This is a genomic window from Streptomyces sp. HUAS 31 (assembly GCF_028198125.1).
In the GTDB taxonomy this organism is placed as follows: Bacteria; Actinomycetota; Actinomycetes; order Streptomycetales; family Streptomycetaceae; genus Streptomyces; species Streptomyces chartreusis.
The window spans coordinates 4,563,365-4,580,948 of record NZ_CP116353.1; the positions used below are offsets into that span (position 1 = coordinate 4,563,365).

General features: G+C 70.0%; 20 protein-coding genes. 13 read left to right on the plus strand and 7 right to left on the minus strand.

The genetic code is table 11. The features are described 5' to 3' along the window. Positions 1 to 21: 21 nt before the first annotated feature. The 5 genes from PGH47_RS20180 to pstB all read left to right on the plus strand — a co-directional run bounded on the left by PGH47_RS20180 (position 22) and on the right by pstB (position 4,811). Positions 22 to 444: an NUDIX hydrolase gene (locus tag PGH47_RS20180; protein ID WP_271664603.1), complete on the plus strand. Its 423-nt coding sequence runs from the start codon at positions 22 to 24 to the stop codon at positions 442 to 444. A 242-nt stretch (positions 445 to 686) separates the two neighbouring features. After that, complete coding sequence (gene pstS / locus PGH47_RS20185; RefSeq protein ID WP_271664604.1) at positions 687 to 1,820, plus strand: phosphate ABC transporter substrate-binding protein PstS; 1,134 nt, start codon at positions 687 to 689, stop codon at positions 1,818 to 1,820. Positions 1,821 to 1,923: 103 nt separating this feature from the next. Further along, positions 1,924 to 2,922, plus strand: a complete 999-nt coding sequence (gene pstC, locus PGH47_RS20190; protein WP_271664605.1) for a phosphate ABC transporter permease subunit PstC — start codon at positions 1,924 to 1,926, stop codon at positions 2,920 to 2,922. After that, positions 2,919 to 3,980: a phosphate ABC transporter permease PstA gene (pstA, locus tag PGH47_RS20195; RefSeq protein WP_271664606.1), complete on the plus strand. Its 1,062-nt coding sequence runs from the start codon at positions 2,919 to 2,921 to the stop codon at positions 3,978 to 3,980. Before pstC ends, pstA begins: the two co-directional genes overlap by 4 nt. Positions 3,981 to 4,034: 54 nt before the next feature. Further along, on the plus strand, positions 4,035 to 4,811 hold the full coding sequence (pstB, locus tag PGH47_RS20200; RefSeq protein WP_271664607.1) for a phosphate ABC transporter ATP-binding protein PstB: 777 nt from the start codon (positions 4,035 to 4,037) through the stop codon (positions 4,809 to 4,811). Positions 4,812 to 4,958: 147 nt separating this feature from the next. Here the strand turns inward: pstB and PGH47_RS43265 are convergent, their stop codons facing one another. After that, positions 4,959 to 5,138 carry a hypothetical protein gene (locus tag PGH47_RS43265; protein ID WP_376056460.1) on the minus strand — a complete coding sequence of 60 codons (180 nt, stop codon included), beginning with the start codon at positions 5,136 to 5,138 and terminating at the stop codon, positions 4,959 to 4,961. A 124-nt stretch (positions 5,139 to 5,262) separates the two neighbouring features. Here PGH47_RS43265 and PGH47_RS20205 point away from each other — a divergent pair, with 124 nt between their 5' ends. Together PGH47_RS20205 and PGH47_RS20210 are read left to right on the plus strand one after the other, a co-directional pair. Further along, positions 5,263 to 6,099, plus strand: a complete 837-nt coding sequence (locus PGH47_RS20205; protein ID WP_271664608.1) for a hypothetical protein — start codon at positions 5,263 to 5,265, stop codon at positions 6,097 to 6,099. Positions 6,100 to 6,209: 110 nt separating this feature from the next. Continuing rightward, entirely contained in the window at positions 6,210 to 6,386 is a 177-nt protein-coding gene (locus tag PGH47_RS20210; RefSeq protein WP_177036700.1) for a hypothetical protein, read from the plus strand. Positions 6,387 to 6,408: 22 nt separating this feature from the next. On the opposite strand, the gene PGH47_RS20215 is transcribed toward PGH47_RS20210, so the two are convergent. Further along, positions 6,409 to 6,783, minus strand: a complete 375-nt coding sequence (locus tag PGH47_RS20215) for a metal-sensitive transcriptional regulator (RefSeq protein ID WP_271664609.1) — start codon at positions 6,781 to 6,783, stop codon at positions 6,409 to 6,411. Positions 6,784 to 7,019: 236 nt separating this feature from the next. Here PGH47_RS20215 and PGH47_RS20220 point away from each other — a divergent pair, with 236 nt between their 5' ends. From PGH47_RS20220 to PGH47_RS20230, 3 genes are all read left to right on the plus strand, one after another. After that, the gene (locus PGH47_RS20220) at positions 7,020 to 7,640 is read left to right on the plus strand and encodes a DUF47 domain-containing protein (protein ID WP_030951199.1); all 621 of its coding nucleotides are present in this window, start codon (positions 7,020 to 7,022) and stop codon (positions 7,638 to 7,640) included. A 7-nt stretch (positions 7,641 to 7,647) separates the two neighbouring features. Continuing rightward, positions 7,648 to 8,646, plus strand: a complete 999-nt coding sequence (locus PGH47_RS20225; protein WP_271664610.1) for an inorganic phosphate transporter — start codon at positions 7,648 to 7,650, stop codon at positions 8,644 to 8,646. A gap of 861 nt (positions 8,647 to 9,507) precedes the next feature. Next, positions 9,508 to 11,139 carry an FAD-binding oxidoreductase gene (locus PGH47_RS20230; RefSeq protein WP_271664611.1) on the plus strand — a complete coding sequence of 544 codons (1,632 nt, stop codon included), beginning with the start codon at positions 9,508 to 9,510 and terminating at the stop codon, positions 11,137 to 11,139. 63 nt (positions 11,140 to 11,202) lie between these two features. Here PGH47_RS20230 and PGH47_RS20235 read toward each other — a convergent pair whose 3' ends face one another. From PGH47_RS20235 to PGH47_RS20245, 3 genes are all read right to left on the minus strand, one after another. Continuing rightward, positions 11,203 to 11,913, minus strand: coding sequence for a phosphatase PAP2 family protein (locus tag PGH47_RS20235; RefSeq protein ID WP_271664612.1), 711 nt, complete (start codon positions 11,911 to 11,913; stop codon positions 11,203 to 11,205). 201 nt (positions 11,914 to 12,114) lie between these two features. Beyond that, positions 12,115 to 13,122, minus strand: coding sequence for a C40 family peptidase (locus tag PGH47_RS20240; protein WP_030954212.1), 1,008 nt, complete (start codon positions 13,120 to 13,122; stop codon positions 12,115 to 12,117). A 36-nt stretch (positions 13,123 to 13,158) separates the two neighbouring features. Beyond that, complete coding sequence (locus PGH47_RS20245) at positions 13,159 to 13,941, minus strand: trypsin-like serine peptidase (protein WP_271664613.1); 783 nt, start codon at positions 13,939 to 13,941, stop codon at positions 13,159 to 13,161. Positions 13,942 to 14,132: 191 nt separating this feature from the next. Between PGH47_RS20245 and PGH47_RS20250 the strand changes: the two genes are divergently transcribed. Then, entirely contained in the window at positions 14,133 to 14,480 is a 348-nt protein-coding gene (locus PGH47_RS20250) for a DUF1330 domain-containing protein (RefSeq protein WP_271664614.1), read from the plus strand. 33 nt (positions 14,481 to 14,513) lie between these two features. Here PGH47_RS20250 and PGH47_RS20255 read toward each other — a convergent pair whose 3' ends face one another. Beyond that, the gene (locus PGH47_RS20255; RefSeq protein ID WP_271664615.1) at positions 14,514 to 15,275 is read right to left on the minus strand and encodes a PIG-L deacetylase family protein; all 762 of its coding nucleotides are present in this window, start codon (positions 15,273 to 15,275) and stop codon (positions 14,514 to 14,516) included. 130 nt (positions 15,276 to 15,405) lie between these two features. On the opposite strand from PGH47_RS20255, the gene PGH47_RS20260 reads away from it, so the two are divergent. Continuing rightward, complete coding sequence (locus PGH47_RS20260) at positions 15,406 to 15,822, plus strand: hypothetical protein (protein WP_271664616.1); 417 nt, start codon at positions 15,406 to 15,408, stop codon at positions 15,820 to 15,822. 39 nt (positions 15,823 to 15,861) lie between these two features. On the opposite strand, the gene PGH47_RS20265 is transcribed toward PGH47_RS20260, so the two are convergent. Next, complete coding sequence (locus PGH47_RS20265) at positions 15,862 to 16,821, minus strand: oxidoreductase (RefSeq protein ID WP_271664617.1); 960 nt, start codon at positions 16,819 to 16,821, stop codon at positions 15,862 to 15,864. 90 nt (positions 16,822 to 16,911) lie between these two features. On the opposite strand from PGH47_RS20265, the gene PGH47_RS20270 reads away from it, so the two are divergent. Further along, the gene (locus PGH47_RS20270) at positions 16,912 to 17,514 is read left to right on the plus strand and encodes a TetR/AcrR family transcriptional regulator (RefSeq protein ID WP_271664618.1); all 603 of its coding nucleotides are present in this window, start codon (positions 16,912 to 16,914) and stop codon (positions 17,512 to 17,514) included. Positions 17,515 to 17,584 lie beyond the last annotated feature (70 nt).

Consider the following 17,584-nt stretch of genomic DNA (forward strand, 5'->3'; position numbering starts at 1 on the left):
TCCCGAAGGAGGCGACCCCCGGTGACTTCCGCCGACGACCTCACCGTCCAAGCGGCCGGCTGTGTCCTGTGGCGCCGTTCGCCGGTAGGCGGTGAGCTGGAGATATGCCTGGTCCACCGACCGAAGTACGACGACTGGTCGCACCCGAAGGGCAAGTTGAAACGCGGCGAGGACCCCCTCGCGGGCGCGCTGCGCGAGGTGCTGGAGGAGACGGGGCACTCCGCCGAGCCCGGCGCCCAGCTGCCGACCGTGCGATATCCGGCCAACGGCCGGCCCAAGGAGGTCCGCTACTGGGCGGCCGAGGCGGGCCCGGGCGCCTTCGCGCCCAACGCCGAGGTGGACCGACTGCTGTGGCTCCCGCCCACGGCCGCACGGGCGCGGCTGACCCAACCGAGGGACCGGCAGTTGGTGAACGCCCTGCTGGAATCGCTGCGGCTGGCATAGTCCAGTTCAACCCCGACAAAGTCTCGGAATACACCCGTGTCCTCAACGTAAGCGTTCCGTTACCTCACCCAGACGTACCCAGGGGTTCACCCCTCGTTCATTTATGCCCATCGGCGCCTTCACCTGTTCTGCCTAATTTCGGCCGTGCACGATGACGGCCGCACCCGGAAGACGCGTCCGCATCGCCCATTCTTCGCACGCCGCCGAATTCAGGACGGCGGCTCCCGGAAGGAACTCCCTCAGTGAAGCTTCAGCGCAAGAACCGGCGCGTCCTCGCTCTCGGCGCTCTCGCCGTCTCCGGCGCCCTGGCCCTCACGGCGTGCGGCTCCGACGACACCGGCAACAGCAGCGGCAGCGGCGACTCGTCCGCGAGCGCCGCGGCCGGCAACATCAAGTGCGACGACGCCAAGGGCCAGCTGCTCGCCGACGGCTCGTCCGCGCAGAAGAACGCGATCGACGCCTGGGTCAAGCAGTTCTCCGCCGCCTGCCAGGGCGTCCAGATCAACTACAAGGGCGGCGGCTCCGGCGCCGGTGTCACCGCGTTCAACCAGGGCACGGTCGCCTTCGCCGGCTCGGACTCCGCGCTGAAGCCCGAAGAGGTCGCCGAGTCCAAGAAGACCGCGTGCACCGACGGCGGCCAGGGCATCGACCTCCCGATGGTCGGCGGCGCCATCGCCCTCGCCTACAACGTCGACGGTGTCGACAACCTCGTCCTGGACGCGCCCACGATCGCCAAGATCTTCAGCGGCAAGATCAAGACCTGGGACGACGAGGCGATCAAGAAGCTGAACCCCGACGCGAAGCTGCCCAGCACCAAGATCCAGGCGTTCCACCGCTCGGACGAGTCCGGCACCACGGACAACTTCACCAAGTACCTGACGGCCGCCACCCCGGACAACTGGAAGTTCGAGGGCGGCAAGGCGTGGACCGCTCCGGGCGGCCAGGCCGCGTCCGGCTCCTCCGGTGTCGCCCAGGCGGTCAAGCAGACCTCCGGCGCCATCAGCTACATGGAGGAGTCCTACGCCAAGGACCTGACCTCGGTCGCCATCGCCACGGGCGCCTCCGAGCCGGTCAAGCCCTCCTCCGAGACCGCCACGGCCGCCATCGCGGACGCCAAGGTCGTCGGCACCGGCAAGGACCTCTCGCTGGAGATCAACTACACCACCAAGGCCGACGGCGCCTACCCGATCACCCTGGTGACGTACGAGATCGTCTGCGACAAGGGCAACAAGGCCGAGACGCTGCCGACCGTCAAGGCGTTCCTGACCTACATCGCCAGCGAGGAGGGCCAGGGCATTCTCGCCGAGAACTCCTACGCCCCGATCCCCGCCGACATCATCTCCAAGGTCCGCACCACGGTCGCGGCCCTGAGCTGATCTGAGTGTGCGGCCCGGTCCCACCAAGACCGGGCCGCACCGTCCGGTGCACCGCCGCCATGGAGCCGTAGCCCGAGTACGACTCCGCAGACCGGAGAACCCGATGGACATAACGACACAAGACGCACCTCCCCCCGCGCCCCCGACCGAGGGCGAGCGCAAGCGTGCCGCCCGCGGTGCCACCCGCCCCGGAGACCGGGTCTTCCTCGGTCTCGCCCGAGGGTCGGGCATCTTCCTGCTCGTGGTCATGGCCGCGATCGCGGCCTTCCTCACCTGGCGCGCCGTCATCGCCATCAGCGACGACGAGGGCAACTTCCTCACGACCTTCGAGTGGAACACCGGCACCAATCCGCCGGTCTTCGGCATCGCGGTCCTGGCCTACGGCACGATCATCTCCTCGATCATCGCCATGGCCATCGCCGTCCCGATCGCCGTCGCCATCGCGCTGTTCATCACCCACTACGCCCCGCGCAAGCTGGGCGGGGTGATCGCGTACGTGATCGACCTGCTCGCCGCCGTGCCGTCCATCGTGTACGGCCTCTGGGGCGCCCTGATCCTCGTACCGCACATGAACGGCCTCTTCGCCTGGCTGAACGACTACTTCAGCTGGACCGGCATCTTCTCCTGGGACGAAGGCCCGGCGCGCTCGATGCTCACCGTCGGGATCCTGCTCGCGATCATGATCCTGCCGATCATCACGAACGTCAGCCGTGAGGTCTTCAACCAGGTTCCGCAGATGCACGAGGAGGCGGCCCTGGCCCTCGGCGCCACGCGCTGGGAGGTCATCCGCATGGCCGTGCTGCCCTTCGGCCGCTCCGGCGTGATCTCCGCCTCGATGCTCGGCCTCGGCCGCGCGCTCGGCGAGACGATGGCCGTCGCCACCGTGCTCTCCCCGGACTTCCTGATCCACCTCAGCCTGCTGAACGGCGGCGGCGGCACCTTCGCCCAGAACATCGCCGCCAAGTTCCCCGAGGCGGACGAGTTCGGCCGTGACGCGCTGATCGCCTCCGGCCTCGTCCTGTTCGTCATCACCCTGCTTGTCAACGGCGCGGCCCGCATGATCATCGCCCGTCGCAAGGAGTACTCGGGGGCCAACGCATGAGCCACGCAGCCGTCACCGCCAAGCGCCCCAACTCCCTTCAGGGCGGCCAACTGCCGAAGTGGGCCCCGCTCGCGATCGCGGCGGGTTCGCTCGCCGTCTCCGTCGGCCTCTGCCTGGCCACCGGGATCGAAAGCAAGATCCAGTGGGGCCTGATCGCCGCGATCCTCTACATCGTCGGCACGTACGTCATCTCGGCGCGCGTCGAGAACCGCCGCCAGGCCAAGGACCGCATCGCGACCTCGCTGGTCTGGGTCGCCTTCCTGCTCGCCGTGGTGCCCCTGGCGTCGCTGATCTGGGCGACCGTCGTACGCGGCATCAAGGTCCTCGACGGATACTTCCTGAGCCACTCGATGGGCGTCGTCGGCAACTCCGAGCCGGGCGGCGGCGTCTACGCCGCCATCATCGGCACCCTGGAGCAGGTCGGCATCGCCACCCTGATCGCCGCGCCGATCGGTGTCCTCACCGCGATCTACCTGGTGGAGTACGGGCGCGGTGCGCTCGCCCGTGCCGTCACCTTCTTCGTCGACGTGATGACCGGTATCCCGTCGATCGTCGCCGGTCTGTTCATCCTCAGCATCCTGCTCGCCTTCAACCTGAACTTCTCCGGCTTCGCCGGCGCGCTCGCGCTGACGATCCTGATGCTGCCGATCGTGGTGCGCTCCACGGAGGAGATGCTCAAGCTCGTCCCGAACGAGCTGCGTGAGGCGTCCCTGGCCCTGGGTGTGCCGAAGTGGCGCACGATCCTGAAGGTGGTCCTGCCGACCGCGATCGGCGGCATCACCACCGGCATCATGCTGGCGGTGGCCCGTATCGCCGGTGAGACCGCGCCCGTGCTGCTGGTGGTGTTCGGCAACCCGTTCATCAACAACAACCCCTTCGAGGGGCCGCAGGCGTCACTGCCGCTGTACATCTACCAGCAGTACTCGCTGAGCGCCGGTTCGGACGCGGGCATCGACCGCGCCTGGGCCGCGGCCCTCACCCTGATCCTCTTCGTGATGATCCTGAACCTGGCGGCCCGGGCTCTCGCCCGCTGGAAGGCCCCCAAGACCGGTCGCTGACGCGGCCAAGTGTGAACAGTCAGCGACTCGGATTCGAAAGAAGCAGTGATACCCATGGCCAAGCGAATTGACGTCAGCGGCCTGCACGCCTACTACGGCTCGTTCCGTGCCATCGAGGACATCTCGATGACCGTCGAGCCCCGCTCCGTGACGGCCTTCATCGGCCCGTCCGGCTGCGGCAAGTCCACCTTCCTGCGCACCCTCAACCGCATGCACGAGGTCACCCCCGGCGGCCGGGTCGAGGGCAAGGTCATGCTCGACGACGAGAACCTGTACGGCGCCGGGGTCGACCCGGTGACCGTGCGGCGCGAGGTCGGCATGGTCTTCCAGCGCCCCAACCCGTTCCCGACGATGTCGGTGTACGACAACGTGGCGGCCGGCCTGCGACTGAACGGCTCGTACAAGAAGTCCCAGCTCGACGACATCGTCGAGAAGTCCCTCAAGGGCGCCAACCTCTGGAACGAGGTGAAGGACCGCCTGAACAAGCCGGGCTCCGGCCTCTCCGGCGGTCAGCAGCAGCGTCTGTGCATCGCCCGCGCCATCGCGGTCGAGCCCAAGGTCCTGCTGATGGACGAGCCCTGCTCGGCCCTCGACCCGATCTCGACGCTCGCGATCGAGGACCTGATCGGTGAGCTGAAGGAGCGCTTCACGATCGTCATCGTGACGCACAACATGCAGCAGGCGGCCCGCGTCTCGGACCGCACCGCCTTCTTCAACCTCGCCGCCGTCGGCCAGCCCGGCAAGCTGATCGAGATAGACGACACGGAGCGCATCTTCTCCAACCCGTCGGTCCAGGCCACGGAGGACTACATCTCCGGCCGCTTCGGCTGATCCCACCGCCTCCGGGCGACACGAACCCCTCGCGGTGCTGCATGGCGGTGCCACCGCGAGGCAGATAAAGGGCCCGCCCCCCGGCTCCCGGGGGGCGGGCCCGCATCTGTGTTCGGACGGGTACGCCTGCCGGGACCGTACGGCGCCTCAGCCCCGCAGGTGCTCCGTCGCGTCCGTCCTCGCCAGGCTCCGCGCGCGTCTCGCCGGACCCCGCCAGCCGCAGGTGCAGTGCGCCGAACAGAAAGGCCCCTTCTCCACCATCGACGTGCGGTGATCGGAGAGGTTGCCCTGTACGGAAGGGGAGTTCGGTCCGTCCTGCTGCGCCACAAGGACAACGTTACCCAGGGCAAGTAAGCCCACGCCTCCCGCGTGCGTGACGGGGGCACCTACTCGTCGTTAACCGGAACGAAGGGGGCCCGTGACGGACGTACCGGCTGGGGGTAGGCAGGCGATGACGGAGCGGCAGCAGCACAGAAGACATGGGGCGGGCGTTGCGGCTGGGGTCTTGTGCGTCTGCCTCGCCGGCAGCGGATGCGCACAGACCGGGGCCGCCGCCGAGGACGCACACGGCGAGGGCGCGGTCCAGATCGTGCGGGGCGCCGCAGACACCCTGGCCGGGACCCACAGCTCCAAGACCCGTACGTCGATGGAGATGGCCGCCGGCGGCACCCGCGTCACCATCCGCGGCGAGGGCGTGTACGACTTCCGCAGGCAGGTCGGCCGGCTGAAGGTCCTGCTCCCGCAGGACCCCGCGGGCGCCACCGCGCACCGGCCGATCACGGAGCTTCTCGCGCCCGGGGCCCTGTTCATGAAGAACCGCGGCGCCGGGGTGCCCGCGGACAAGTGGGTGCGCGTCGACACCCGGTCCCTCACCGACGGCAACCTCGTCACCGGCGGGGCCACCGACCCGTTCGCCGCCGCGGAGGTGCTGCGCGGGGCCAGGACGGCGAAGTACGTGGGCGACGAGGAGGTCGCCGGCACGCCGGTCCGGCACTACCGGGGCACCGCCGACCTTCGCATCGCCGCGCGAAAGGCGTCCGACGGGAACGCAGAGGCGCTGGCCGCGGCAGCGAAAGGGTTCGCCACGGAACAGGTTCCGTTCGACGTCTTCCTCGACGACGAGGGACGGATCCGCAAGGTCAGACACCGCTTCAGCTTCGTCAACGGCCGGCAGCAGGACGCCGTCGCCGTCGCGTCGACCACCCTGCTGTACGACTTCGGGGCCCCCGTCGACGTACGGTTGCCCGACCGCGACGACATCTACGCGGGCAAGATCGCCGAGCAGTGAGCGTCGGTGCGTACGCGCGTGACGGACGTCAAGAACTAGCCCGTCCGTGCCATGCGCGGTGCGTAGGCCGCTCCCTACTCTAGGAAGTCGGTAACGGCAGAGAAGAGGTGATGCACGTGGCTCCGGTCGGCGGTACGGCAGTTCAGGACCACGTGGCCCTCGCCGAGATCGAGCTGTGCGGAGAGCTGATCATCGCGGCCTCGGCCGCCCGGGAGGACCGGCTCAGCCTGGAAAGCATCGACGAGGTGCTGCGGGTCGCGGAGGAACGGGACCCCTCGGGCCAGTGAGCCGTCCCTCACATTCGCGGGGTCAGGTCCGCAGGAGCCGGCCGATCGCCTTCGTGGCCTCCTCCACCTTCGCGTCGATCTCCGCACCGCCCTTGACGGCCGCGTCGGCGACGCAGTGGCGCAGATGCTCCTCCAGCAGCTGGAGGGCGAAGGACTGCAGGGCCTTGGTCGAGGCGGACACCTGCGTGAGTATGTCGATGCAGTAGACGTCCTCGTCGACCATGCGCTGCAGGCCCCTGATCTGGCCCTCGATGCGGCGCAGTCGCTTGAGGTGCTCGTCCTTCTGCTTGTGGTAGCCGTGGATGCCCCGGTCGTGGTCCGTCACGACCTCGGCGGGCGGTTCCACACCCCGGTCCGCGGCGGAGGTCGTGCCGGCGCCGGCCTCGGTGGTCGTCATCGCGTCCTCCAGACGTAAACCGCTTCTATACCCCTACTGGGTATATCGTACCGAACTTTGCTGGGTATAGGGCCTGTGGCCGATGCCGCGGAACGGCCGTTGGACTGGACCACTGGGCAGCCCCCGTGCCGACCACTCTGTCTCATGGGCGACACTGGACGACGGCCCATTAGCCGTGGCCGGATGATGCGCTTAGCATCAGCCTGACCGAAACCGATCCTTCTTGAGGACCCCACGTGCGATTTCGTCTGACCCCCCGGGAGACGAGCTTCTACGACATGTTCGCCGCATCCGCGGACAACATCGTCACGGGCTCGAAGCTCCTGATGGAACTGCTCGGGGCGGACACCGCCGGCCGGGCCGAGATCGCAGAGCGTATGCGGGCCGCGGAACACGCAGGTGACGACGCCACACACGCGATCTTCCACCAGTTGAACTCCTCGTTCATCACGCCGTTCGACCGCGAGGACATCTACAACCTCGCATCGTGCCTCGACGACATCATGGACTTCATGGAGGAGGCCGTCGACCTGGTCGTCCTCTACAACGTGGAGGAGCTCCCCAAGGGCGTCGAGCAGCAGATCGAGGTGCTCGCGCGGGCGGCCGACCTGACGGCCGAGGCGATGCCGAACCTGCGCACGATGGACAACCTCACCGAGTACTGGATCGAGGTCAACCGCCTCGAGAACCAGGCCGACCAGATACATCGCAAGCTTCTCGCCCACCTCTTCAACGGCAAGTACGACGCGATCGAAGTGCTGAAGCTCAAGCAGATCGTGGATGTGCTCGAGGAAGCGGCGGACGCCTTCGAGCACGTGGCGAACACGGTGGAGACCATCGCCGTCAAGGAGTCCTGAACCCTTAATGGACACCTTCGCCCTGGTCGCGACCATCGCGGTCGCGCTCTTCTTCACGTACACCAACGGCTTCCACGATTCGGCGAACGCGATCGCCACGTCCGTGTCGACCCGGGCCCTGACCCCGCGTGCGGCGCTGGCGATGGCCGCGGTGATGAACCTCGCGGGCGCCTTCCTCGGCTCCGGCGTCGCCAAGACGGTCAGTGAGGGCCTGATCCAGACACCCGAGGGCTCGAAGGGGATGGGCATCCTCTTCGCGGCCCTGGTGGGTGCGATCACCTGGAACCTCATCACCTGGTACTTCGGTCTGCCGTCCTCCTCCTCCCACGCGCTGTTCGGCGGCATGGTGGGCGCGGCGCTGGCCGGCGGGACGACGGTGTACTGGAACGGCGTCCTCGACAAGGTCGTCATCCCGATGTTCGTGTCCCCGATCGTGGGCCTGTGCGTGGGCTATCTGGTCATGACGGCGATCATGTGGATCTTCCGCCGCTCCAACCCGCACAAGGCCAAGCGCGGTTTCCGCATAGCCCAGACCGTCTCGGCCGCCGGCATGGCTCTCGGCCACGGCCTCCAGGACGCGCAGAAGACCATGGGCATCGTGGTGATGGCCCTGGTCATCGCCGACGTCGAGGACTACGGCGACCCGATCCCGGTCTGGGTGAAGATCGTCTGCGCCGTCATGCTCTCCCTCGGCACGTACGCCGGCGGCTGGCGCATCATGCGCACCCTCGGCCGCAAGATCATCGAACTGGACCCGCCGCAGGGCTTCGCCGCCGAGACGACCGGCGCGTCGATCATGTTCACCACGGCGTTCCTCTTCAAGGCCCCCATCTCCACGACCCATGTGATCACCTCGGCGATCATGGGCGTCGGCGCAACGAAGCGCGTGAACGCGGTCCGCTGGGGAGTGGCCAAGAACATCGTCCTGGGCTGGTTCATCACGATGCCGGCAGCGGCGCTGGTGGCGGCGGGGGCATTCGGGGTTGTGAACCTGGCGTTTCTGTAGGGGGCGGGGGGCCGTGCCCAGGGGGCCGGGCCCGTGATCAACAAAGCCGGGCCGTGGGCAGGGGAGCCGGGCCGTTCCCAGGGGAGCCGGGGCCGTTCCCAGGGGAGCCGGGCGGTGGCCAGCGGAGCCGGGGCCGTTCCCAGGTGGGCCGGGCGGTGGCCAGCGGAGCCGGGGCCGTTCCCAGGTGGGCCGGGGTCCTCGGGTGGGCTGAGGTCCGTTCCTGACAGCCCCTTCCTGGCGGCGCTCGCACGTGTCAACGGCCGCGCCGGGCGCTGGTGAGCGCGGATGCCGGGCGGGGGGCTCATAGCCGATTTCAGGCCACGTCCGGCCCTGCCTCAACCCCAGCGGTGCTCCCAGCACCGTCCCCTCCCACTACCGCCACCCCTCCCGGCATTGCCCGCCACCCCTCCCGGCATTGCCCGCCACCCCTCCCGGCATCGCCCGCTCCCTTCCCGGCATTGCCCGCCACCCTTCCCGGCATCGCCCGCCACCCCTCCCGGCATCGCCCGCTCCCTTCCCGGCATTGCCCGCCACCCCTCCCGGCATCGCCCGCTCCCTTCCCGACACCACCCGCTCCCCTCCAGCACCGCCCGCCACCCCTCCCAGCCCGTCCGCTCCCCCAGCCCGTCCGCGCCCCTCCCAGCCCGTCCGGCGTTTGAGGACGAGGCCGTTCAGGCCGACTGCGGGGTCTGGGGCGGCAGCCCCAGGAGCAGTCCGGGGTCGAAGGGGCAGCGCCCCTGGAGGAAGGGACGGGTAGGGGCGGCGGGGGCGAGAATCCGCAGGCCCGCGCAAACAGCCGCCGCCCAAGGGAACCCCACCCCGCATCACCCCGTCTCGTTCCACGTAACCCCAGGAGGCGACATGGAACGGCGTACCTTCATCGGCGGCACCGCAGCAGCCCTCACCGCCCTGACGGCAACCGCCTGCAACAACAGCGACCCCACCGGCAGCGGCACGGGCACGACCACGGGCAACGGCGCGGAATCCGGCGCAACCACCGCCACCCGCACCCAGACCACGACCGCCACCGGCACCGGCACCGGCACCGGCACCGGCAAATCCGCCGCCGGCGCCCCCGCCCCCGCCAACTGGACCGCCCTCGCCCGAGACCTCGACGGCCGCCTCATCCGCCCGGGCGACGCCGACTGGAAGTCCGCCCATCAGCTCTACAACACCCGCTTCGACACCCTGAAGCCCGCCGCCGTCGCCTACGTCGCCCACCCCGACGACATCCGCACCACCCTCGCCTACGCCCGCGCCCACAGCCTCAAGGTCGCGATACGCAACGGCGGCCACTCCTACGCCGGCTGGTCCTCCGGCAACAACCGCCTGATCATCGACGTCTCCAAGCTCAACCGCATACGGGCCTCCGGCAACACCGCGGTCGTCGGCGCCGGCTCCAAGCTCATCGACGTCTACCGAGCCCTCGCAGCCAAGGGCACCACCATCCCCGCCGGCTCCTGCCCCACCGTCGGCGTCTCCGGCCTCACCCTCGGCGGCGGCCAGGGCGTGACGTCACGCGCGTACGGCCTCACCTGCGACAACCTGACCCGGGCGACGCTCATCACCGCCGACGGCAAGCAGCTCGTCGCGGACGCCACCACCAACAAGGACCTCTTCTGGGCCCTGCGCGGCGCCGGCAACGGCAACTTCGGCATCGTGACGGAGCTCCACTTCAAGACCCACCCGGCCCCCCAGGGCGTCACGGCGTACATGACCTGGCCCTGGTCGAAGGCGGCCGCGCTGATCAAGTCCTTCCAGGAGTGGGGCCCGAGCCAGCCCGACGAGATCTGGTCGTCCCTGCACCTGGCCAACCACGCGGGCGGCCGTCCGACCATCTCCGTCGCCGCGTTCTCGCTGGGCACCTACCGCGAACTCCAGAACGCGGTGGACCGCCTGGCCGACCGCCCCGGCGGCCCCGGCCCCGCGAGCAGCGTCTCCCTCAAGCGCCACTCCTACGAGGAGGCGATGGAGATCTACGCCGGCTGCTCGTCCTTCAGCACCGACGCCCAGTGCCACCTCCCCGGCGCGACCCCCGGCCGCTCCCCGCAGGGCGCACTGGGCCGCGAGACATACACGGCGAAGTCCGACTTCTTCGACCGTTCGATCTCGGCCACGGGCATCCAGACCCTGCTGAAGCAGATGCAGTCGGTCCGCGGCGGCGCCGGCAGCATCGCCCTCACGGCCCTCGGCGGAGCGGTCAACCGGGTCTCCCCCACGTCGACGGCGTTCGTGCACCGCCGCTCGCGCATGCTGGCCCAGTACATAGCCTCCTGGCGCGCAGGCACGACGAGCACCACGGCCCAGTCCTGGCTGACGTCGGCCCACGACGCGATGCGCCCGTACGCCTCGGGCGCCGCGTACCAGAACTACCCCGACCCGTCCCTGCGGGACTGGCGCAAGGCCTACTACGGGGACGCGGCGACGCGCCTGACCCGACTGAAGAAGCAGTACGACCCGGAAGGCTTCTTCACTTACCCACAGGCCCTGTAGCGCCCGAGGGGGCCGTACACCCACAGGCCCTGAAGGCGTCCCTGGGGGCCGTCCGGGCAGCGGTCAAGCCGCCAGATCCCGCTCCTCGGCCCCAGCGCTCTCCTTACGGGCCCCCGGAATCAGCGCCTCGCCCCCGCCGTCCCCGGACCCCCCGCGCGACTTGATCAGCCAACCGCCCCGCGGCGACCGCTCGATGGCGGACATGAGGGGCGTCAGCAGGGCCATGGCCAGCGGCGACAGCAGCAGGGCGACGGCGGTGCCGAGCGCGAATCCGCCGACGACGTCGGTCGGGTAGTGCACGCCCATGTAGACCCGGCAGAACCCTTCCAGCAGAGCAAGCCCGATACCGACGAGCCCGAACTTCCGGTTCGCGACGAACAGCCCGACGCCGAGCGCCATCGCGATCGTCGCGTGATCGCTCACGAAGGAGTAGTCGGTCTTGCCGCTGACCAGGACCTCAAGCCCCTGGTGCTGCTTGAAGGGCCGGGGCCGCTCGACGAAACCCCGTATGGGCACGTTCACGAGCACGGCGACCGCGGCGGCCAGCGGCGCCCAGACGAGCGCGGCCACGGACGAAGCGGCGTCCTCGGCGCCGCGGCGCCGCACGGACCACCAGCACCACACCACGGCCAGGATCAGCGCGAACAGCAGCCCGTACTCACCGACGTAGCCCATGACCCGGTCGAACCAGTGCGGTGCGTCCTTGGCCAGGCCATTGATGTCGTAAAGCAGCTCGACGTCGGGGTTCGACCCGGATTCTGCGAGTCCAGCCATAATGCCGCGGCCCCTTCATCGTCTCTTCGCTCGGCGCATCGTGCGTACGCCGTCCCGCCCACCCCCGTGGTTGTGGATCCGGCTACGAAACCAGGAACGCACGGCCCCTGTTGATACGTTCCACACTCCACTGAATGATCACGCAGACGTTATCGAAGAGAGACCCATCGCCGCAGCTCAGGGGGTGGGTTCACGCTACGCCTACACCGTCGTGGGCAGCGCTTTCGCGCCATCTTCGGTCACCCGGGTGGCCCCGAAGTAGTCCGGGGTGTCGATCGGGTCGAACCGGATCACAGCACCTGTTCTCGGCGCGTCGATCATGTACCCGCCGCCCACATAAATCCCGACATGCCGGATGGCCCGGGAGTTGTCGAGGTCGTCGGAGAAGAACACCAAATCCCCGGGCAGCAGCTCGTCCCTGGCCGGATGGGCCCCCGCGTTCCACTGGTCGTTGGCCACGCGCGGCAGCGTTATCCCGACACTCTCGTACGCGGCCTGCGTCAGCCCCGAGCAGTCGAACCGACCGCCGTCCGCGGCCGTGCCCTCGCCGCCCCACAGGTAAGGCGTGCCCAGCTTCTTCTGTGCGTAGTAGATGGCGCCGGCGGCCTGCTTGCTGGGATCCACCCGGCTGACCGGGGCGGCGAAGCTCGCCTCCAGCGTCGTGATCGTCTTCACGTAGTTCTGGGTCTCCTTGTACGGCGGCACGCCCCCGTACTTGATGACCGCGTACGCCCCGGCGTTGTAGGACGCGAGCATGTTCTTCGTCGCGTCGCCGGGCACGTCCTTCACGTAGGAGGCGAGCTTGCAGTCGTACGACGCCGCCGAGGGGATCGCGTCCTTCGGGTCCCACACGTCGCGATCGCCGTCGCCGTCGCCGTCGACCCCGTGGGTGGCCCACGTCCCCGGGATGAACTGGGCGATGCCCTGCGCCGCCGCCGGGCTCTTGGCGTTCGGGTTGAAGCCGCTCTCCTGGTACAGCTGGGCGGCGAGCAGCGCGGGGTTGATGGCGGGGCACAGGTTGCCCCACTTCTGCACGATGCCCTGGTAGGCGGCCGGCACGGCCCCCTTGGCCAGCGCCTTCGACGCTCCGCCCACCCCGCCGGCGAGGTTCCCGGCGACGATGAACACCCCGACGACGAGCAGCATCACGAAGCTGAGGCCCACCGCGAGAGCGGCACCCGCCACGATCCATGCCTTACGCACCGTCAATCGCCCCTCGCTCGCCGGGAGTCCGCCCGCGCCAGTCTAGGAGCTTCCCACCTGGGACTCGCGGCAACCGGCACTCTCGTCGTACAAGTGAGCCGCCTCGGCCCCGAACACCACGCTGTACGACACGTCGGCCGTGGCCCCGCCGTCCTCGTGCCCGCCGAGCACCCCCACGACCTGCCCGTCCCCGTTCACCCACGGACTCCCGCTCGATCCGCTGCCGAGTCCCGGGCAGGAGACGCGTTGTTGCATACGGTGGTGCGGGCGGGGCTTGTCGGTGCAACTGACCGGCGCATTTCGGGAGTTGAGGTAGGCCGTGACCGTGACCGCGGTGGCCCCCGTGGCCGTACCGGCGGCGAACCGGTTCCCGCCGACGGCGTCCTCGACCCCCTTGCCGCCCTGCCGGTCCACCACCGCGAACGCCACGTCGCTGTCCTCGTCCCGCCCCGCGGTCCACCCGTCCGCCAGGAACCACTTCCCGACCGTCCACACCCCGTACGGCGCCACGCCGTCCCGGTAGCCGGGCACGAACACGAGCCGCTCCGTCTTCCCGCTCAGGCAGTGCGCGGCGGTGACGACGAGGTCGTGCCGGGGGCTGTGCACGACGGACGCGGTACAGAAGTGACGGCCCCGCAGGTCGTCGCCCCGCCCCGCCGTGAACAACGCCCCGACCCGCGCGCTCCGCGCGGTCGGCGGGGCGGCGACGGTCACGCCGAAGGGCCCCGTACCTGCGTCGGCGGCCGCGGCGGAGGCCGACGGGAGGGCGAGCAGGACGACGACGGCGTACAGGGGCAGGCGCGAGGTGCTCTGTGTCCGGGGCATCGGGGGCCACTGTGACCGACGAAGGTGAGAGAAGCGTCAGACTCCGGGTCCGGGGATGCTGCAGGCTGAAGGCCACCGCCCGACGCCTGGCACCACCGCCGGGCATTACCTCCCGCGTCATCGCCTCACCCGAGCCCGCCTGCAACGATCGTCGGCACAGGAACCGAGCCCGACCGACAGGGGAGGACACCATGCCCGCCTACGCCATCGCCCACCTCCGGGACGCCGCCCCGCACCCGGAGATCGCCGAGTACATGGAGCGCATCACCGCCACCTTCGAGCCGTACGGCGGCCGCTTCCTCGTACACGCCACCCCGCACGAGACGAAGGAGGGCGACTGGCCCGGCCACGTCGTGGTGATCGGCTTCCCGGACATCACACAGGCCCGGACCTGGTGGGACTCCCCCGCCTACCAGCAGATCGCCCCTCTCCGCGCCCGCCACATCAAGGGCGACATCATCCTGGTCGAGGGAGTCCCCACCGACTACGACCCCACGACCACGGCAAAGTCCCTGCGGGCCGCACTCCCCGCCGACTGACCGCCGACGGCACCCTCGCCGCCGCCCGCCCGCTCAAGCGGTCAGCTCGGTCTGGCCGGACAGCGGTGAGGGAGCGATGTCCTGCCGGATGTACCACTCGGTGCCGAGGACCCCTTCCCGCACGGCCCGCGGGAGGCCGGCCAGCAGTCCCGGGGCCGCCCCGCGCTCCACTTCGGTGCGATGGGCCAGTACGGCGGCCCACTTCCGCTCCAGCCAGGGCCGCACGTCGACGGTCGCGGTGACCCAGTCGTCCGGAACCGTGTTCATGCCCTTGCCCGCACGGGCCAGTTCGCTCAGCGCGTCCAGGGCCGAGTGCGGGTGCGTCGCCAGATAGAGGGCGCTCGGCTGCCAGGGGGTGCCGGCGTCCGGGTAGAGCCGTTCGAGGCCCGCGGCCCGCACCGCGAGCGTGGTCAGACGGTGGGTGTGCACATGGTCGGGGTGGCCGGTCAGCCCGCCGTGGGCGTCGTGGGTGATCACGATCCGCGGCCGGAACCGCCGTATCCGTGCGACCAGTCGGCCCACCGCCTCGTCCAGCGGTGCGGCACACAGCCGCGGGCGGCCCGGGGCGGAGTGCGGCACCCGGTCGTCGGCGTAGCCGAGCATCCTCGGTTCGCCGGCGCCCAGGATCCGCAGCGCCTCGGCGAGTTCGGCGCCGCGGACGGTTTCCGGGGTCCAGGTCGCCGTCACCACGGCGGTGCGCGCGCCTGCCGCCGCGTGCCGGGCCAGGACTCCGCCCGAGAACAGGGCCTCGTCGTCCGGGTGCGCGAACACTCCGAGCAGGCTGGGCATCGCCATCGATCGACCACCTCCGAGTACGGCCTACCCCTGAGTACGGAAACTCAGGCGCAAGGTCATCCGGACCGGCAGAATGTTCGACGGTTGGCCAACAGGCCTGTGAACAAACCGAGTTCAGGGGGAACGAATCGTGAGACGAACCAGCCGTGCTGTTGCCGTGACGGCGCTCGTGACCGGTGCGCTGGGCGGTGTGGCGGTGGCTCCCGCCGGTGCGGCGACCGATGTCCTGCTGCCGCATCCCGGTCCGGACGGCCTGGTGTGGGTGCCGGAGCACACGGGGGACGGCGGGGTCGCGTCCGGCGGCGCGTGGGACAGGCTGCCGACCGTGCTGACGGTGGCGTGCGAGGGCGGCGGTGACGTGCGGGTGACGATGTCCCAGGAGACGGAGGTCGCCGCGTTCTCCGTCGACTGCCCGGCCGGGGAGGCCGGAGTGGGCTCGGTGACGATGGACCCCGGTGTGGTCCGTTTCGGCTCCTTCACCATCGGCGTCGACGCGTCGTCGGACGCCGTTCGCTGGGCTCTCACGGTGACCCAGCCGGAGTCGTAGGCCGTACGAAGGGCGTGGCGAGGGCGGCTGCCGGGTGCTTCAGCGCTCGGCCGCCACTCGCCGGCCCGCCGCTCCCTCAGCCGCTCCCAACGGCCAGCTCACCCCGGTGAGTTCCTCCGAAACCGTCCACAACCGCCGCGCCACACCCGTGTCACTCGCCGCCGCGCTCCGTCCCACCAGCGTCGGCGCGCCCCGCAACTCGCCCAGCCCGCCCGGTCCGACATAGCTCGCGCCGGGCAGGTCCTGCGTCGCGGCGTACAGCGTCGGCAGTGCGCCCGCGTGGTCGTCCTGGGCGAAGAGGCGGTTGCCGATCCTCATGAAGGCGCGCATCACCGGGCTCCCGGCATGGCTCTGGAGGTTGGTGGCCGCGTACCCCGGGTGGGCGGCGAGGGCGCGCACCGGGGAGCCCGCCTCGGCCAGCCTCCGCTGAAGTTCCAGCGTGAACAGCAGATTCGCCAGCTTCGACTGGGCGTAGGCACGGTTCGGGTCGTAGCCGGCCGTGAAGTCCAGGTCCTCGAAGCGGATCCGCGCGCCGAACCAGCGGTGCGCGCCGGACGACAGCGTCACCACCCGGTCCGTGACGTACGGCAGCAGCAGGTTCGTCAGCGCGAAGTGGCCCAGATGGTTCGTGCCGAACTGCATCTCGAAGCCGTCCGCCGTCCGCTGCTGCGGCAGCATCATCACGCCCGCGTTGTTGATCAGGAGATCCAGCGGCCGTCCCTGCCAGGCGTCCGCGAACTCCCGCACGGACGACAGATCCGCCAGGTCCAGCCGCCGCACCTCGGTGCTGCCGGACACGGTCGCCGCCGCCTTCCGGCCCCGCTCCAGGTCCCGTACGGCGAACACGACGTGCGCGCCCGCGCCGGCCAGCGCCGCGGAGGCCGTGAGTCCGATACCGCTGTTGGCCCCGGTGACGACGGCCGTGCGCCCGCTGAGATCGGGCAGCCGGCCCACGTCCCATGCCTTGCTCTTGCTGTTGCTCTTCGTGTTGTCAGCCATGCAAACGAATGTAGGCGCCGCCAACAATGCTGTCAATGACAACAATGGTGACGGCGCCAACAATGATGACGACGACTACATGAAGCTACGATGGTCGACATGCCCGAGAGCCGCCCCTACCACCACGGAGACCTGCGCGCCGCCCTGCTGGCCGCGGCCGAACGCACCCTGCGGGACAAGGGCGTCGGCTCCCTCTCATTGCGTGAACTGGCCCGCGAGGTCGGCGTCAGCCACGCCGCCCCCGGCCGCCACTTCAAGGACAAGCAGGCCCTGCTCAACGCCCTCGCGCTGGCCGGCTACGACCGGCTGAGCCGGGCCCTGAGCGCCGCCGAGGACCCGGACCTTCCGCTGGAACCCCGGCTCACCGCGCTCGCCCGCGCCTACCTCGGCTTCGCCATCGACAACGCCGAGCTCCTGGAGCTGATGTACGCCCGCAAGCACGAGCCGGACGCCTCGGAGCAGATGGCCACGGCCGTCGAGCGCACGGTCGGCAGCCTGGAAAGGGTCCTCACCGACGCCCAGAAGCGCGGCGAGATCATCGAGGGCGACCCCGAGGAACTCAACCTCGTGACGGGCGCCGCCCTCCACGGCATGGCCGGCTTCATCGCGGCCGGCTGGCTGACCCCGCAAGCGGCCCTGGCGGGCGTGGAGGGCCTGGTCCACCACCTGCTGAACGGCCTGAAACCCCGCTGACGGCAACGCCCCAAGGGGCGCGGGGAACTGCGCGACCAGCCACATCGAACCCCCGGCGGCCACACCACGG

Excerpts from the sequence above, each read along its gene's own strand:
- pstC (WP_271664605.1), top strand. The coding sequence starts at position 1,924 with ATGGACATAACGACACAAGACGCACCTCCCCCCGCGCCCCCGACCGAG.
- pstA (WP_271664606.1), top strand. The coding sequence starts at position 2,919 with ATGAGCCACGCAGCCGTCACCGCCAAGCGCCCCAACTCCCTTCAGGGC.
- pstB (WP_271664607.1), top strand. The coding sequence starts at position 4,035 with ATGGCCAAGCGAATTGACGTCAGCGGCCTGCACGCCTACTACGGCTCG.
- PGH47_RS20205 (WP_271664608.1), top strand. The coding sequence starts at position 5,263 with ATGACGGAGCGGCAGCAGCACAGAAGACATGGGGCGGGCGTTGCGGCT.
- PGH47_RS20210 (WP_177036700.1), top strand. The coding sequence starts at position 6,210 with ATGCACGTGGCTCCGGTCGGCGGTACGGCAGTTCAGGACCACGTGGCC.
- PGH47_RS20215 (WP_271664609.1), bottom strand. The coding sequence starts at position 6,783 with ATGACGACCACCGAGGCCGGCGCCGGCACGACCTCCGCCGCGGACCGG.
- PGH47_RS20225 (WP_271664610.1), top strand. The coding sequence starts at position 7,648 with ATGGACACCTTCGCCCTGGTCGCGACCATCGCGGTCGCGCTCTTCTTC.
- PGH47_RS20230 (WP_271664611.1), top strand. The coding sequence starts at position 9,508 with ATGGAACGGCGTACCTTCATCGGCGGCACCGCAGCAGCCCTCACCGCC.
- PGH47_RS20235 (WP_271664612.1), bottom strand. The coding sequence starts at position 11,913 with ATGGCTGGACTCGCAGAATCCGGGTCGAACCCCGACGTCGAGCTGCTT.
- PGH47_RS20245 (WP_271664613.1), bottom strand. The coding sequence starts at position 13,941 with ATGCCCCGGACACAGAGCACCTCGCGCCTGCCCCTGTACGCCGTCGTC.
- PGH47_RS20250 (WP_271664614.1), top strand. The coding sequence starts at position 14,133 with ATGCCCGCCTACGCCATCGCCCACCTCCGGGACGCCGCCCCGCACCCG.
- PGH47_RS20255 (WP_271664615.1), bottom strand. The coding sequence starts at position 15,275 with ATGGCGATGCCCAGCCTGCTCGGAGTGTTCGCGCACCCGGACGACGAG.
- PGH47_RS20265 (WP_271664617.1), bottom strand. The coding sequence starts at position 16,821 with ATGGCTGACAACACGAAGAGCAACAGCAAGAGCAAGGCATGGGACGTG.
- PGH47_RS20270 (WP_271664618.1), top strand. The coding sequence starts at position 16,912 with ATGGTCGACATGCCCGAGAGCCGCCCCTACCACCACGGAGACCTGCGC.